Genomic DNA, 14,986 nt, shown 5'->3' with positions numbered 1-14,986 from the left:
GAACGGTCCTGCCTCATCGCTGGCAAGCCAGCTCCCACAAATTTCATTGGCGTTCGCGAATTTCAGGTTCGGCGCGGACACTGTGGGAGCTGGCTTGCCAGCGATGGGGCCAGCAGCAACAGCACAAATCTAGGCCCCCACCCGCGCCTGCAAACTCAAATGCGCCCGCTCCCCCGGTTTCAGGCACAGGCTGTCGGTGCCGCCGCTTGCTGCCTCTACGCAAACGAATTCGGAAATCTCGTTCCAGCTCACCCCCAGCAACGGCCGTGAGCCCGGATGCCAGACCACCGTGTCAGCCGTATCGCCGGTATCGATGCACAGCGCCCGGTCCCAGGCGTGATCGTTGAGCTGCAATTCACCGTCATGCTGGAACACCCGCTGGCAACCGCCGTCCACACGCAACTCGCCTTCCTGCTGACAAATCTGACGGTTCAACTGGTCGTAACCTTGTGCGCCTTCGAGCCCAGACAGCGCTACCTCGCCGACATCACCAATACGCCAGTAAGCGTGCAAAGCCTGACTCAACTGGCACGGCATGTCGTCCTGATGCTCGGTGCTCAGGCGCAATTCCATGCGTTCACCCAGGTGCGCATGCAGGTCGACCTGCCAGTCGCACAACTCAAGCTGCCAGTGCAAACGCACGCCATCATCGTCGCTGCCGCTGTCGATCAACTTCCAGTCGAGCAACCGCGCCCAACCATGGGACGGCCAGGCGTTCTCGCTCGGATGACGGCCATACCACGGCCAGCACACCGGCACCCCACCACGAATTGCACCGACCTGCGGCCACTTCGCCGCGCACCACAGCCAGGGCTTTTGACCCTTGGGCTGGAAGTGCAGCAACTGCGCGCCCTGGCGACTGAACACCGCCTGACACAGCGGATGATCAATCACCAGCACGTCGCGCTTCTGGTAGCGCTCCCACGCGAACACCGGTCGTTCGCGCAAGGATTTGAAGAAGCGTTGTAGCGGATGCTCAAGCATGTGCCACGGTCCTGAAATCAACGATCAGCGGGGTGCGCGGCCCCTCAAAAAAAAGCGGACAGCCTTGGCTGTCCGCAAAATGCGCACATAGAGAGGAGCTTATCGCAGTCGCGTTAGAACACCGACTGAATTTTCAGGCCGGCCACCAGCGCGTTGTCGACTTCATCCACGCCACCCGGGTGGGTGATGTACTGCAGGTTAGGACGCACGGTCAGCCAGTTGGTGACGTGGAAACCGTAGTTCAGCTCGTAGTTGTATTCGGTCTCACGCAGCGGCGAGAACAGCGGATCCTGATAATCCGAAACACCGTTCGCAGCGTTGGTCAGCTCGGCATTTTTCTTCACGTCGTCGTTGACGTGGATACGGGCGAAACCGATACCGAGGTCATCTTTCGGACGGGCATCAAACGGACCTTTGTAGACAAACATCAGCGACTGGTAGTTGTCGACGACGTTGGTGTCCTTGTCGTGGAACGTCGCGTTGGCTGCAATGTTCAGACCGCGGGTAGCGTCACCGTTATGGCTGGTGAGTTGCTGTTGCGCCACGAACCAGTAGCCGTGCTTGCTGCTGTGGCTGCGATAGGCATTGCCGCTGGTGGCCGCATCATCGCCGTTGTCATCTTCGCGGACGTCATCGGCGCTGGCCGTGCTTTTGTAGTAACCGACACGGTATTCGCCCGGCAGGTTGCCCGGGTTAGGCAGCCAGACCAGTTCAACCGGCAGGACGGTGCCTTTTGTACCGCTGCCACTGAGTTTGAAGCCGTTGCCGTGCTCCAGTTGCGACGGGTTCTGGTTGTACGCGCCGATCTGCGCATACCACTCAGGCGAGATGTTGTACTTCACGCGGATCGCGGCCTGGCTGACGGGCCAGTTGTACCAGATGTTGGTCGCCCAGTTACCCACCTGGGAACCGCAGAACGCCAGGTTCTGGAATTCGCACGGGAAGGTGTTGAAGTCTTCGCCTTCACCGAAGTAACCGGCCTTGACGTCGAGTTTGTTGTCGAGGAACTGATGCTTGATCCACAACTGGGTCAGACGGACCATGTGGCCACGGCCGTAGACTTCCTGCGAGGAACTCAGGGTGCCGGCACGCGGGTCGCCGATGCGGTCGTTGGAGATGTTTTCGCCGTTACGATTGGTGAGCTGGATCTTGGCCTGGGTGTTATCCCAGCCGAACAGTTTCTCGAGGTCCAGCGCTGCGCCCAGGCCAAACTGGTCACTGTAGCGCGCGGTCTTGTCATCGTTGAACCCGCCGTGGAGGTTGCCGCCGACTTCACCGACATAGTCCATCTTGATGTCGATGCCTTGCTCGATCAGCCTGGTTCGCTCGCCACCCCAATCACCGGTCATCCATTCTGAATCGGCGCTAAACGCGTCAGCCGCGTGGACGCTACCGGCCAGGGTCATCGCTGCAATGGCTGACAACTGGCAGATAAGCTGAGCGCTGTTCTTCTTCTTCATCCCTACATCCTCGTTTTATTGTTATTAACTTTTCTTTTTCTAACGCGGTTACATCAGTTGCAACGGATGACAGGCCATCCGCCACGGATTCCCCCTCTGCAGGAGCCGGCTTGCTGGCGATAGCCACCTGACTGTCGACTTCAATGTTGAATGTCAGACCGCGATCGCCAGCAAGCCGGCTCCTACAGTTTTTGATCTTCAGCGCCCCTTGAACTGGGTGACGTTGGCCGCGTGCGGCTCGGCTTTCGGCAGGCCGGCCACCCCCAGACGCTCGCCAGTCTTGGCATCGAACAGCAGCACTTTCGCCGGATCGAATTGCAGGGTCAGGGTCTCGCCCACGGCCGGTGCGACGTCGGGTGCCAGTCGGCAGCAAACCTTGGTCTCGTTGAGATTGACGAAGACCAGGGTGTCGGGACCTGTCGGCTCAGTGACCTGGACTTCAGCGCGAATGGTCGGCAAACCATTGGCTTCACCGTTGGCCAGCACGATCTGCTCCGGGCGCATCCCGAGGATCACTTCGCGGTCTTCGAGCCCGGCATCCTGCATGCCCAGCGGCAATTCGCAACGCGCCTGGCCGCTGTCGAGCAGCGCCAGCAGACGACCTTCCTTGCGCTGCAAACGCAATGGAATGAAGTTCATCGGCGGCGAACCGATGAAGCTCGCGACGAACAGGTTGGCCGGGTTGTTGTAGATGTCCTTCGGCGTGCCGAACTGCTGAATGATCCCGTCCTTCATCACCGCCACTTTGTCGCCCAGGGTCATCGCTTCGATCTGGTCGTGGGTCACGTAGACCGTGGTGGTTTTCAGGCGCTGGTGCATCAGTTTCATTTCGGTGCGCATCTCGACCCGCAGCTTGGCGTCGAGGTTGGACAGCGGTTCGTCGAACAGATAAATCTTCGGCCGACGCGCCAGGGCACGGCCCATCGCCACACGCTGTTGCTGGCCACCGGAGAGCTGGCCGGGCTTGCGATTGAGCAGGTGTTCGATCTGCAGCAACTTGGCCACGCGAGTGACTTCCTCATCGATGGCCGACTGGCTCATCTTGCGGATTTTCAGGCCGAACTCGATGTTCTCGCGCACGCTCATGGTCGGGTACAGCGCGTAGGACTGGAACACCATGGCGATGTCCCGATCCTTGGGGCTCATGCCGCTGACGTCCTGGTCACCAATCATGATCGAGCCGCCGGTGATGGTCTCGAGGCCGGCGATGCAGTTCATCAGGGTCGACTTGCCGCAACCCGACGGGCCGACAAGGATCAGGAACTCACCGTCCTTGATCGACAGTTCGATGTTCTTCAGGGTGTCCGGCAGGCCGGCGCCATAGGTCTTGTTTACATTGCGAAGTTCGAGCGTAGCCATGATTACCCCTTGACTGCGCCGGCCGTCAGCCCGCGCACGAAATACTTGCCTGCGACCACATAGACCAGCAGGGTCGGCAGCCCGGCGATCATCGCCGCTGCCATATCAACGTTGTATTCCTTGGCCCCGGTACTGGTGTTGACCAAGTTGTTCAGCGCCACCGTGATCGGTTGCGAATCACCGCTGGAGAACACCACCCCGAACAGGAAGTCGTTCCAGATCTGAGTGAACTGCCAGATCAGGCAGACCATGATGATCGGCGTCGACATCGGCAGGATGATCCGGCGGAAGATGGTGAAGAAACCCGCACCGTCGAGGCGCGCCGCTTTCACCAGTGCATCGGGAATGCTGATGTAGTAGTTACGGAAGAACAGCGTGGTGAACGCCAGGCCGTAGACCACGTGGATAAACACCAGGCCGGTGGTGGTGCTCGCCAGGCCCATCTTGCCGAGGGTGAACGACGCGGGCAGCAGCACGGTCTGGAACGGCAGGAAGCAACCGAACAGCAGCAGGCCGAAGAACAGCTGCGAACCACGGAACCGCCACATCGACAACACGTAGCCGTTCAAGGCACCGATGAATGTGGAGATCAGCACCGCCGGGACGGTGATCTTGATCGAGTTCCAGAAATAACCGTCAACCGTGGCCCAGGCCTTGACCCAGCCGATGCCGCTGACCACGGTCGGCCAGCTCAGCAGGTTGCCGGTGCTGATGTCTTCCGGGGTCTTGAAGCTGGTCAACAGCATCACCACCAGGGGAATCAGGTAAAGCAGTACGGCGAGGATCAGCACCGCGTAGATCGCGATGCGGCTCAGGCTGATCGCAGGTTTGGCAGCGAGACTAGTCATGACGCTTGGTCCTCAGCTCGGAGTACAGGTAAGGCACGATGATTGCGAGAATCGCACCGAGCATCAGAATCGCACTGGCCGAGCCCATGCCCATCTGGCCGCGACTGAAGGTGAAGGAATACATGAACATCGCTGGCAGGTCCGAGGAGTAACCCGGGCCACCGGCGGTCATCGCCGCCACCAGGTCGAAGCTCTTGATCGCGATGTGCGCCAGAATCATCACCGCACTGAAGAACACCGGACGCAGGCTTGGCAGCACCACTTTCCAGTAGATGCGCGGCATGCTCGCGCCATCGATCTGTGCGGCACGTATGATCGATTGATCAACGCCGCGCAGGCCGGCGAGGAACATCGCCATGATGAAACCCGAGGCTTGCCAGACGGCAGCGATGACAAGGCAATAGACCACGCGATCCGGGTCGATCAGCCAGTCCAGGCGGAAGCCTTCCCAGCCCCAGTCACGCAACAATTTGTCCAGGCCCATGCCCGGGTTGAGCAGCCATTTCCAGGCGGTACCGGTCACGATCATCGAGAGCGCCATCGGGTACAGGTAAATGGTGCGGATGAAGCCTTCGCGACGGATGCGCTGGTCGAGGAAAACCGCCAGCAGCACACCAATCACCAGGGTGATGCCGATGAACATGCCGCCGAACAGCGCCAGGTTCTTGCTCGCCACCCACCAGCGGTCGTTGTCGAACAGCCGCGCGTATTGCGCCAGGCCTGCCCACTTGTAGTTCGGCAGGAAGGTCGAGGTGGTGAACGACAGAACGAACGTCCACAGGATGTAGCCATAGAAGCCCACCAGAACGATGAACATGCTCGGCGCCAGCACCAGTTTGGGGAGCCAGCGCTGCAATGCATCGAACGGCGAGGCCTTGCTGAACACAGCAACAGAACTCATGGGGAAATCCAGAATAAGAGTACTAACACCTTCCCTTGTTGGAGCGAGCCTGCTCGCGAAAGCGCTGTGTCAGTCGACGGATGTAGCAACTGACACGACGCCTTCGCGAGCAGGCTCGCCCCCCACAGGGTCGAACCTGCTTTCGGTTACTTGGCCGACTGAACCGCCGCGCCCAGTTTCTTGGCCGCATCGGCCGGGTCGGCTTTCGGGTCGTTGATGTAGTTGGTCACGACGTCGAAGAACGCACCCTGTACCGCCAGCGTGGTCGCCATGTTGTGCGCCATGCTTGGTTGCAGGCCGCCGGACTTGGCGTCAGCCAGGAAGTCCTTGGCGGCGGTCTGGGCGCAGGAGTCGAAACCGAGTTTCTCCATGTCGTTCAACATGTCGTTGCGTACCGGAATCGAACCTTTGTTGATGCTGAAGACTTTCTGGAAGTTTTCACCCAACACGACTTTGGCGATGTCCTGCTGACCGGCAGCGGTGCCTTTGTCTTTCTGCTTGAACACCGCCAGCGAATCGATGTTGTAGGTGAACGCCTTGTCGGTCCCCGGGAACGCTACGCACTCGTAGTCCTTGCCGGCGACTTTCTTGGCGGCGGTCCATTCGGACTTGGCCCAGTCACCCATGATCTGCATGCCGGCCTTGCCGTTGATGACCTTGGCCGCTTCCAGGTTCCAGTCCTGGCCTTTGCCGTCGGCGTCCATGTAGGTCGCGACTTTCTTCAGTTCGGTCAGCGCCTTGACCATTTCCGGACCGGTCAGCGCTTTGTTGTCCAGGTCGACCAGGGCTTTCTTGTAGCCATCGACACCCATGACCGACAGCACAACGGCTTCGAACACGGTGCTGTCCTGCCAAGGCTGGCCGCCGTGGGCGAGCGCAATGAAACCGGCAGCCTTGAGCTTGTCGCCCGCTGCATAGAATTCTTCGAGGGTGGTCGGGTTCTTGGTGATACCGGCTTTCTTGAAGACTTCCGGGTTGATCCACAGCCAGTTCACACGGTGAATGTTCACCGGCACGGCCACGTAATCACCTTCGTACTTCACGGTATCGGAGACTTTCTTGTCGAGCAGGCTGTCCCACTTCTCTTCTTTGGCAACGTCCTTGAGGACGTCGGTATCGAGCAGACCGGTCGACGCCCATTCCTGGATGTCCGGGCCCTTGATCTGCGCAACGCCTGGCGGATTACCCGCTACCGCGCGGCTTTTCAGCACGGTCATGGCCGTCGCACCGCCACCGCCAGCCACGGCGCCGTCTTTCCAGGTGAAACCGTCTTTTTCGACCTGGGCCTTGAGTACATCAACGGCCGCCTTTTCACCGCCGGACGTCCACCAGTGCACGACTTCCACCGAACCTTTGGAATCGGCAGCGGAAACACTGAGAGGCAGAATTGCGAGCGGGAACAGGGAGGCGACAGAAATGACAGTAGCGAGGCGAGAAATCGCATTCATCTGAGATGTACCTTTCTTGTTGTTATGCATGCAAGTCTGGTGCTTGCGCTGCATAGCAGTTTAAACAGGGGATGTCCCTTCGCAGGTAACGAAGGGACGCGTGAATGTCACCACATGGTTACACAGGAACGGCCCGGGACGATTGCGCCAGAGCCGTTGCCATACTCGGTGACAAGGGTAGACGAGGGATCAGAACGGCTTGCCAGGCATGATAAAGGTCTGGTTTGCCGGCCCAGATATCGGCGCTTGGGCGGTTCAGCGGATCAAGTTCGTGGTGCCAGCTGCCGCCTTCACGGTCGATGAAATGAATGTCACAGAATTCCCAGAACAGTCGGTACCAGCGTTCGAATTGCTCGTCACCGGTACGCTGCAGCAGCGCACTGGCGGCGGCACTGGCTTCGCAATGAGTCCAGTGCAAGCGATGGCGGACCACGGCTTTGTTGTCCCAGTCGAGGGTGTAGACAATGCCCGGCGCGCCGTCGACGTCCCAGCCGTGGAGGCAGTTTTGTTCGAAGAGTTTTTGCGCGTCGGTGGCTACCCATCCGGGGGTCAACATGCCCGCCTGCACCCGCGCCGCTTCCAGGTGCAGCAGTAACCGCGCCCATTCAAAACCATGTCCCGGCGTGGTGCCGTAAGGGCGGAACCCGTCAGCCGGGTTGTCGTGGTTGTACTCGCGCAGGGGCTGCCAGTCGCGGTCGAAATGCTCGATCACCAGGTAGTTGTTGGCGGCGGCGTGGCCGTGGATCACGCGCTCGACGATGCGCTGTGCACGGCTCAGCCAACGGTTGTCGCCGGTGACATCGGCCAGGGCGAGGAAAGCTTCGGTGGCGTGCATGTTGCTGTTGGCGCCGCGATAGGCCTCCTCTTCACTCCAGTCGCGATTGAAGGATTCGCGCATGGCGCCCTCACTCTCGCTCCAGAAGTAGGTGTCGATAATATCGATGGCATCATCGAGCAAGGCTTGCGCGCCGGGCCGTTGCGCAACCACGGCGGAACTGGCGGCCAGCGCGACGAAGGCATGCAGGTAGGCGTTCTTGCCGGTGTTGCCGTCGCGATGTTCAGCCACCGCAAACCAGCCACCGTGCACGGCATCACGCAGCGGGCCGCGCAGGGCCTCGACGCCATGATCGACCAGTTCGGCAAACCCCGGCAGGCCTTGAATGTGGGCCATGGCGAAGCTGTGGGTCATGCGCGCGGTGTTCATGGTTTCGGCTTGTGCGTCGGCGGGCAGATGACCGCGCTCGTCGAGATTGCCGAAGCCTTCAGGCAGCGTCGAAGCCTTGGCGAACGCCAGCAGGCGCAGGCCTTCAGCGGCAAGCCATTGCTGGTGAGCAGGTGCGTTCAGCCAACTGCTGAAGGCAGGTTGGAAGGTGTGCATGGGCGACCTTTTTTGTTGTTATGACTAAGGGGCAGTCTAAACAACAGGCGATCGCGGGCTTGTAACGAAGGGGGCGAGTTATGTCACCAGGTTGTGACATTCACGCAGGTATTGCGACATGTGATCACCTGTGGCGAGGGAGCTTGCTCCCGCTGGACTGCGCAGCAGTCCTTCTTTGGGGGGCCGCTTCGCGCCCCAGCGGGAGCAAGCTCCCTCGCCACAGGGTCAGCATTAATCAAGCGATCGCGGCAACTGCAAAGTCACCCGTAACCCGCCTTCACGCAAATTCTGCAAACTGACTTCACCACCATGGCTATGGGCAATATTGCGCGCAATTCCCAACCCCAAACCATAACCCTGCTGCTGCCCGGCCAACCGGAAGTGCGGCTCGAACACCTGCTCCAGCCGTTGCTCCGGAACACCCGGTCCTTCATCGTCAACGTGCAGCACGAATGCGCTGTCGTCATCGTCGATGTGCAGGTGCGCGTTCTGCCCGTACTTGAGGGCGTTGTCGATCAGGTTGCCGATGCAGCGCTTGAGCGCCAGCGGTTTGCCGGGGTACGCCGCCAGCGCCCGCCCCTGCTGGGTCACGCGCCCATTGCCGTTCGGCGCCAGGTACGGTTCCACCAGGCAGTCGAGCACGTGATTGAGATCCACCGGTTCGATGTTCTCGTGGATGTCGGTGTCCTTCACGCATTGCAGCGCGCCTTTGACCAGCAACTCCAGCTCATCCAGATCGCGGCCAAACTTGGCTTGCAGGGTTTCGTCCTCGAGCAGTTCAACGCGCAGGCGCAAGCGCGTGATCGGTGTGCGCAGGTCGTGGGAAATCGCGCTGAACAACTGGCTGCGCTCGGTCAGGTAACGGCTGATGCGATCGCGCATGGTGTTGAAGGCGCGCCCCACCTCGACCACTTCACTGCCACCGCCCTCGGCCACCGGTTCGACGTCGGCCCCCAACGACAGATCCCGCGCCGCCCGCGCCAGACGCTTGAGTGGACGGCTCTGCCAATGCACCAGCAAGCCGATGAACAACAGCAGGAAACCGCTGGTGAGGACGATGAACCACACCTGCTGCGATGGCAGGCCTTGCTCTTCAAGACTGGTGTAGGGTTCGGGCAACAGCGAGGCAATGTACAGCCATTCGCCCGGCGCCATCTGGATCTGGGTCACCAGTACAGGCGGGTTGACCGGTTCCAGGGTCAGCGCGTAATGCGCCCAGGAGCGTGGCAGCTCATCGAGCTTCAAGCCCGCATTGAAAATCCGCAGGTCTTCGGGGCTGACAAAAGACACCGAAATATCGGTGTCATGGCCCAATGACTGGCGCAACACTTCGTCCACTGCCTTCATCACCGCCGCTTTGCGCGGCGTCACCGGCAGCACTTCCATGCCAAGGGGTTTGTCGTTGAGCGTGACCACGAACCGCGTCCCGCCCATGCTGCGCAGTTGATCGAGCACCAGCGGTCGATAGGCCACCGGCAACGAGCGGAAATAACTGACGCTGGCGGTCATCGAATGGGCGAGGCTGCGGGCACTGGTGACCAGCCCCTCAAGCTGGGTGGCACGCAGTTGCGAGACCCAGATCACGCTCGACAATGTCTGGGCGAACAGCACCGCCAGCAGCGTCAGCAGCAACATGCGCCCCAGCAACGAACGCGGCACCGGCACGCGCCCTGCGAGTTTGCGCAGGAACTCAGTGACCATTGCCGGCAATCACATTGGCGGCCAGTTGATAGCCACTGCCGCGCACGGTACGGATCAACCGCGGCGGTTTTTCCGTGTCGCGCAGGCGCTGGCGCAATCGGCTCACTGCCATGTCGACAATACGATCGAGCGGCATCAGTTCACGACCACGGGTGGCATTGCCGATAGTGTCGCGGTCGAGGATTTCCTGCGGATGATCGAGGAACAGTTTCAGCAAGGCGAAATCGGCGCCGGACAGAATCACCTCTTCGCCGTCGATGTGAAACAACCGGTGGCTGACCATGTCCAGCCGCCAGTCATCGAAGGACAGCACTTCACCACCGGAACGCTCCTGACCGAACTGAGCCCGGCGCAGCAACGCTTTGATGCGTGCCTGCAATTCACGGGGGCTGAAAGGTTTGCCGAGGTAGTCGTCCGCACCCAACTCCAGGCCGATGACCCTGTCGGCCTCATCGGAGCTGGCAGTGAGCATGATGATCGGCACCTGAGCCCGGCGCGGGTGCTGACGAATCCAGCGACACAAACTGAAACCGTCTTCGTCCGGCAGCATCACATCAAGGATCACCAGGTCACTCGGCTCGTCGTTCAAAGCCTGGCGAAAACCGGCCCCGTCGGGTGTAGTACGCACCTGAAACCCGGCGCGGGTCAGGTAGGTGTCCAGCAACTCGCGTATCTCTTGATCGTCATCGACCAACAAAATCGACTTGTTGACTGAGCTCACAGGAAGGCGTCCTTGTTGTTTGAATTGGGCGGATTATGCCTGATGAACCTTGGATATTTGTTGCCTGTTCCGGCCTCATCGCTGGCAAGCCAGCGCCTACAAGGGTCTGTGTCGTTCACAAAACCTGTGGGAGCTGGCTTGCCAGCGATGAAGGCGAGGCGGTCTCAAGCCTGGTCGAGTGCCACTCCCGCCCCCATCAACCCCGAATACGGCGCCGTCACCAGCCACACCGGAATCCCCTTGAAGTAATCGCTCATGCAACCCTTGTCGGCAAAGCACCTTGCGAAACCACTTTCGAGGAAGAAATCGGCAAAGCGTGGAATCACTCCGCCAACGATATACACGCCACCGCGCCCACCCGTTGTCAGCACGTTGTTGCCCGCCACACGACCGAGCCAGCAGCTGAACTGCTCAAGCACTTCCAGGGCAATCGGGTCGCCCGCCAGCCCGGCAGCGGTGATCGCTTCCGGCGTTTCAAGCACAGGTTCATGCCCATCCACCGCACAGATCGCCCGGTAAACCCGAGGCAAACCGCCACCGCTCAACGCCGTCTCAGCGCTGACATGGCCGATCTCATTGAAAAGGTGTTGCCACAGTTGAGTCTCGCGTGGACTGCTCAGCGGCAAGTCGACGTGACCGCCCTCCCCCGGCAACGCGGCAAACCGGCCTTCGCCCAGATCGAGCAGCGTACCGACGCCCAACCCCGTGCCCGGGCCGATCACCACCGCCGGGCGCAAGGGCTCCGGCGTGCCTTCGCAAACCACGCGAAATTCGCCGGGCTGCAAACGGGTCATGCCCAACGCCATGGCCGAGAAATCGTTGACCAGTAACAGCCGATCCACCTGCAAGGTCTGGCAGAAACCCTTGCGGCTAAGGCGCCAGTGATTGTTGGTGAACTTGAATTCGTCGCCGCTCACCGGGCCGGCCACCGACAGGCACACCGAACCGATAGCCCCCGGCGCCAGACCGAGCCCGCTCAGGTAGAGACTGATCGCCTCCTCCGGGCTGGCATGGTCGGCCGTCGCCAGCACCTGGACCGATTCCAGCTGCTGGTTTTTCCACAACGCAAACCGTGCGTTGGTCCCACCGATGTCACCGACCAAAGCCAGTTTCAATTAAGCGTCTCCAGGGCAGAAGTAAAGGCGCTGGCGCCCTGCTCTGCGGAGCTGAAGGCCATGCGCATGAAACCAAACAGTTCGCGACCGGTACCGATGTTGTTGCCCAACAGGCCTTTGGCCGGCTCGCGCGCTGCGAATTCTTCGGCGTCCACCTTAAGCTCCAGGGTGCCTTTGACGCCATCGACGCGGATGATATCGCCCTCTTGCACCCGCGCCAAAGCGCCACCAACATAAGCTTCGGGGCTGACGTGAATGGCCGCCGGGATTTTCCCCGAGGCGCCGGACATGCGCCCGTCCGTCACCAGTGCGACTTTGAAGCCACGATCCTGCAGCACACCGAGGAACGGCGTCATCTTGTGCAGTTCCGGCATGCCGTTGGAGCGCGGGCCCTGGAAGCGCATCACCGCCACGAAATCTTTCTCCAGCAAACCGGCCTTGAACGCATCGGCCAGGTCTTGCTGATCCTGGAACACCATGGCCGGCGCTTCGACGATCTGGTTTTCCAGAGCCACAGCGGACACCTTCATCACGCCGCGACCGAGGTTGCCTTCCATCACCCGCAAGCCGCCCTCTGCCGAGAACGCGCGGGCGACCGGACGCAGGATGCTTTCGTCGAGGCTTTCGGTCACGCCCTCACGCCACACCAGTTCGCCGTTATCGAGGAACGGCTCCATGGTGTAGCGGCTCAGGCCATGCCCCAGCACGGTGTTGACGTTTTCGTGGAGCAGCCCGGCTTCCAGCAGTTCGCGGATCAGGAACGACATGCCGCCCGCCGCCTGGAAGTGGTTGATGTCGGCTTTGCCGTTCGGGTAGACGTGGCTCAGGGTCGGCACGACTTCGGAGAGGTCGGCCATGTCTTGCCAGGTCAGTTGAATGCCCGCCGCCATGGCGATGGCCGGCATGTGCAGGGTGTGGTTGGTCGAGCCGCCGGTGGCATGCAGCGCCACGATGGAGTTGACCAGCGAGCGCTCGTCGACGATTTCACCGATCGGCAGGTAGTCGCCATTCTGTTTGGTAATTCGCGTCACCTGATGCGCCGCTTCGCGGGTCAGGGCGTCACGCAACGGCGTATTCGGATTGACGAAGGAAGCGCCCGGCAAGTGCAGGCCCATGACTTCCATCAGCAACTGGTTAGTGTTGGCGGTGCCGTAGAAGGTGCAGGTGCCGGGGCTGTGATACGAGTTCATTTCCGACTCCAGCAGCTCTTCGCGGCTGGCCTTGCCTTCGGCGTAACGCTGGCGCACGTCGGCTTTTTGCTTGTTGGAAATGCCCGAGACCATCGGTCCACCCGGCACAAAAATCATCGGCAGATGACCGAAACGCAACGCACCCATCATCAGGCCCGGGACGATCTTGTCGCAGATGCCGAGCATCAGCGCGCCGTCGAACATGTTGTGGGACAGCGCCACCGCCGTGGACAGCGCGATCACTTCACGGCTCGGCAGGCTCAGCTCCATGCCCGGCTCGCCCTGGGTCACGCCATCGCACATGGCCGGCGTACCGCCGGCGAACTGGCCGACAGAGCCGATTTCGCGCAGGGCTTTCTTGATCAGTTCAGGGAAGACTTCGTACGGCTGGTGCGCCGAGAGCATGTCGTTATATGACGAAACAATTGCAATGTTTGCGGAGTTCATCATCCGCAGACTGTTCTTGTCGTCGCTGCCACAACCGGCCACGCCGTGGGCAAAGTTGGCGCATTGCAGCTTGCCGCGCATCGGACCGTCGCTGGCCGCACCGCGAATCAGTGCAAGGTAAGCCTCACGCGTGGCGCGACTGCGGGCGATAAGCCGTTCGGTGACCTCAAGGACGCGGGGATGCATGTGTAGAACTCCAGGCTAACGGATGTGGCGACCTGATTGTCTATGCTGATCAAAGGCCGGTGTCGATGGGATGACAGACGGTTTTTTTGATCGGTTGGACCAGTTGATTCAGGTCACTCGTTGTAGATTGAATAAAATATTGCCATCAAAAAGGCTTGTTTTCTATTTTTTTGCGAATAATCTTGTAATTCCAACAACAAAACGACGGTAGCGCTGATAAATGACTCTTCGAATCGCAATCAATGGTTTTGGCCGAATCGGCCGTAACGTCCTGCGCGCACTCTATACCCAGGGCTACCGTCAGGATCTGCAGATCGTCGCCATCAACGATCTGGGAGACAGTGCAATCAACGCGCACTTGCTCAAGTACGACACCGTTCATGGCACGTTCGACGCCGATGTCCAGCACGATCAGGAAAGCCTGACCGTCAATGGTGACCGCATTGCCGTCAGTGCGATTCGCAACCCGGCCGACCTGCCATGGGCCGCGGAGAAGATTGATGTGGTGTTCGAATGCACCGGCCTGTTCACCGACCGTGCCAAAGCCGCCGCGCATATTACGGCCGGCGCACGCAAAGTCATCATCTCGGCCCCGGCCAAAGGCGCCGACGCGACGGTGGTGTATGGCGTCAACCACGACATTCTGCGCCAGTCGCACCAGATTATTTCCAACGCATCGTGCACCACCAACTGCCTGGCCCCGGTGGCCCAGGTGCTGCACCGCGAGTTGGGCATCGAAAGCGGCTTGATGACCACCATTCACGCCTACACCAACGACCAGAACCTGACGGACGTTTACCACACCGACCCGTACCGCGCCCGTTCGGCTACCCAGAACATGATCCCGAGCAAGACCGGCGCCGCTGAAGCGGTGGGCCTGGTGTTGCCGGAACTGGCCGGCAAACTGACCGGCATGGCCGTGCGCGTACCGGTGATCAACGTATCGCTGGTGGACCTGACCGTGCAGCTCAAGCGTGAAGCATCGGCCGATGAAGTCAACGCGCTCCTGAAACAAGCCAGCCAGCATTCGAAGATTCTCGGTTACAACACCCTGCCGCTGGTCTCCAGCGACTTCAACCACAATCCGCTGTCGTCGATCTTCGACGCCAATCACACCAAGTCCAGCGGCAAGCTGCTCAAGGTACTGGCCTGGTACGACAACGAGTGGGGCTTCTCCAACCGCATGCTCGATAACTGCCTGGCGTTGTGCAACGCCGAATAAGCGTGCGGACATAAGACCGCTCCCGC

General features: G+C 60.5%; 12 protein-coding genes. 1 reads left to right on the top strand and 11 read right to left on the bottom strand.

All coding sequences use genetic code 11. The annotated features are described in order from the left end of the window. Positions 1–129 precede the first annotated feature (129 nt). The 11 genes from M5G20_RS20575 to edd all read right to left on the bottom strand — a co-directional run bounded on the left by M5G20_RS20575 (position 130) and on the right by edd (position 13,738). Complete coding sequence (locus tag M5G20_RS20575) at positions 130–984, bottom strand: D-hexose-6-phosphate mutarotase (RefSeq protein ID WP_273920568.1); 855 nt, start codon at positions 982–984, stop codon at positions 130–132. Between the two features lie 113 nt (positions 985–1,097). Continuing rightward, positions 1,098–2,444 carry a carbohydrate porin gene (locus tag M5G20_RS20570; protein ID WP_212626726.1) on the bottom strand — a complete coding sequence of 449 codons (1,347 nt, stop codon included), beginning with the start codon at positions 2,442–2,444 and terminating at the stop codon, positions 1,098–1,100. 198 nt (positions 2,445–2,642) lie between these two features. Further along, a complete protein-coding gene (locus M5G20_RS20565; RefSeq protein WP_273920564.1) occupies positions 2,643–3,803 on the bottom strand; it encodes an ABC transporter ATP-binding protein in 1,161 nt (386 codons plus the stop codon). A gap of 2 nt (positions 3,804–3,805) precedes the next feature. Continuing rightward, positions 3,806–4,651, bottom strand: coding sequence for a carbohydrate ABC transporter permease (locus M5G20_RS20560; protein WP_273920563.1), 846 nt, complete (start codon positions 4,649–4,651; stop codon positions 3,806–3,808). Next, positions 4,644–5,552: a carbohydrate ABC transporter permease gene (locus tag M5G20_RS20555; RefSeq protein WP_034149180.1), complete on the bottom strand. Its 909-nt coding sequence runs from the start codon at positions 5,550–5,552 to the stop codon at positions 4,644–4,646. Before M5G20_RS20555 ends, M5G20_RS20560 begins: the two co-directional genes overlap by 8 nt. A gap of 146 nt (positions 5,553–5,698) precedes the next feature. Continuing rightward, entirely contained in the window at positions 5,699–7,000 is a 1,302-nt protein-coding gene (locus M5G20_RS20550; RefSeq protein WP_075945410.1) for an ABC transporter substrate-binding protein, read from the bottom strand. Positions 7,001–7,118: 118 nt separating this feature from the next. After that, complete coding sequence (locus M5G20_RS20545) at positions 7,119–8,378, bottom strand: D-mannose isomerase (protein WP_273920560.1); 1,260 nt, start codon at positions 8,376–8,378, stop codon at positions 7,119–7,121. A gap of 231 nt (positions 8,379–8,609) precedes the next feature. Further along, positions 8,610–10,079, bottom strand: a complete 1,470-nt coding sequence (locus M5G20_RS20540; RefSeq protein WP_273920558.1) for an ATP-binding protein — start codon at positions 10,077–10,079, stop codon at positions 8,610–8,612. After that, the gene (locus tag M5G20_RS20535) at positions 10,069–10,800 is read right to left on the bottom strand and encodes a response regulator (protein ID WP_150733668.1); all 732 of its coding nucleotides are present in this window, start codon (positions 10,798–10,800) and stop codon (positions 10,069–10,071) included. The genes M5G20_RS20540 and M5G20_RS20535 overlap by 11 nt, the downstream gene beginning before the upstream one ends. Positions 10,801–10,964: 164 nt before the next feature. Further along, a complete protein-coding gene (locus tag M5G20_RS20530; protein ID WP_273920557.1) occupies positions 10,965–11,915 on the bottom strand; it encodes a glucokinase in 951 nt (316 codons plus the stop codon). Next, positions 11,912–13,738 carry a phosphogluconate dehydratase gene (gene edd / locus M5G20_RS20525; RefSeq protein ID WP_273920556.1) on the bottom strand — a complete coding sequence of 609 codons (1,827 nt, stop codon included), beginning with the start codon at positions 13,736–13,738 and terminating at the stop codon, positions 11,912–11,914. The genes M5G20_RS20530 and edd overlap by 4 nt, the downstream gene beginning before the upstream one ends. A 220-nt stretch (positions 13,739–13,958) precedes the next feature. On the opposite strand from edd, the gene gap reads away from it, so the two are divergent. Next, a complete protein-coding gene (gene gap / locus M5G20_RS20520; RefSeq protein ID WP_075945416.1) occupies positions 13,959–14,960 on the top strand; it encodes a type I glyceraldehyde-3-phosphate dehydrogenase in 1,002 nt (333 codons plus the stop codon). Positions 14,961–14,986 lie beyond the last annotated feature (26 nt).

Source organism: Pseudomonas sp. TNT2022 ID1044 (assembly GCF_028656895.1).
GTDB lineage: Bacteria > Pseudomonadota > Gammaproteobacteria > Pseudomonadales > Pseudomonadaceae > Aquipseudomonas > Aquipseudomonas reinekei.
This window is presented reverse-complemented; position numbering and strand designations above follow the sequence as displayed.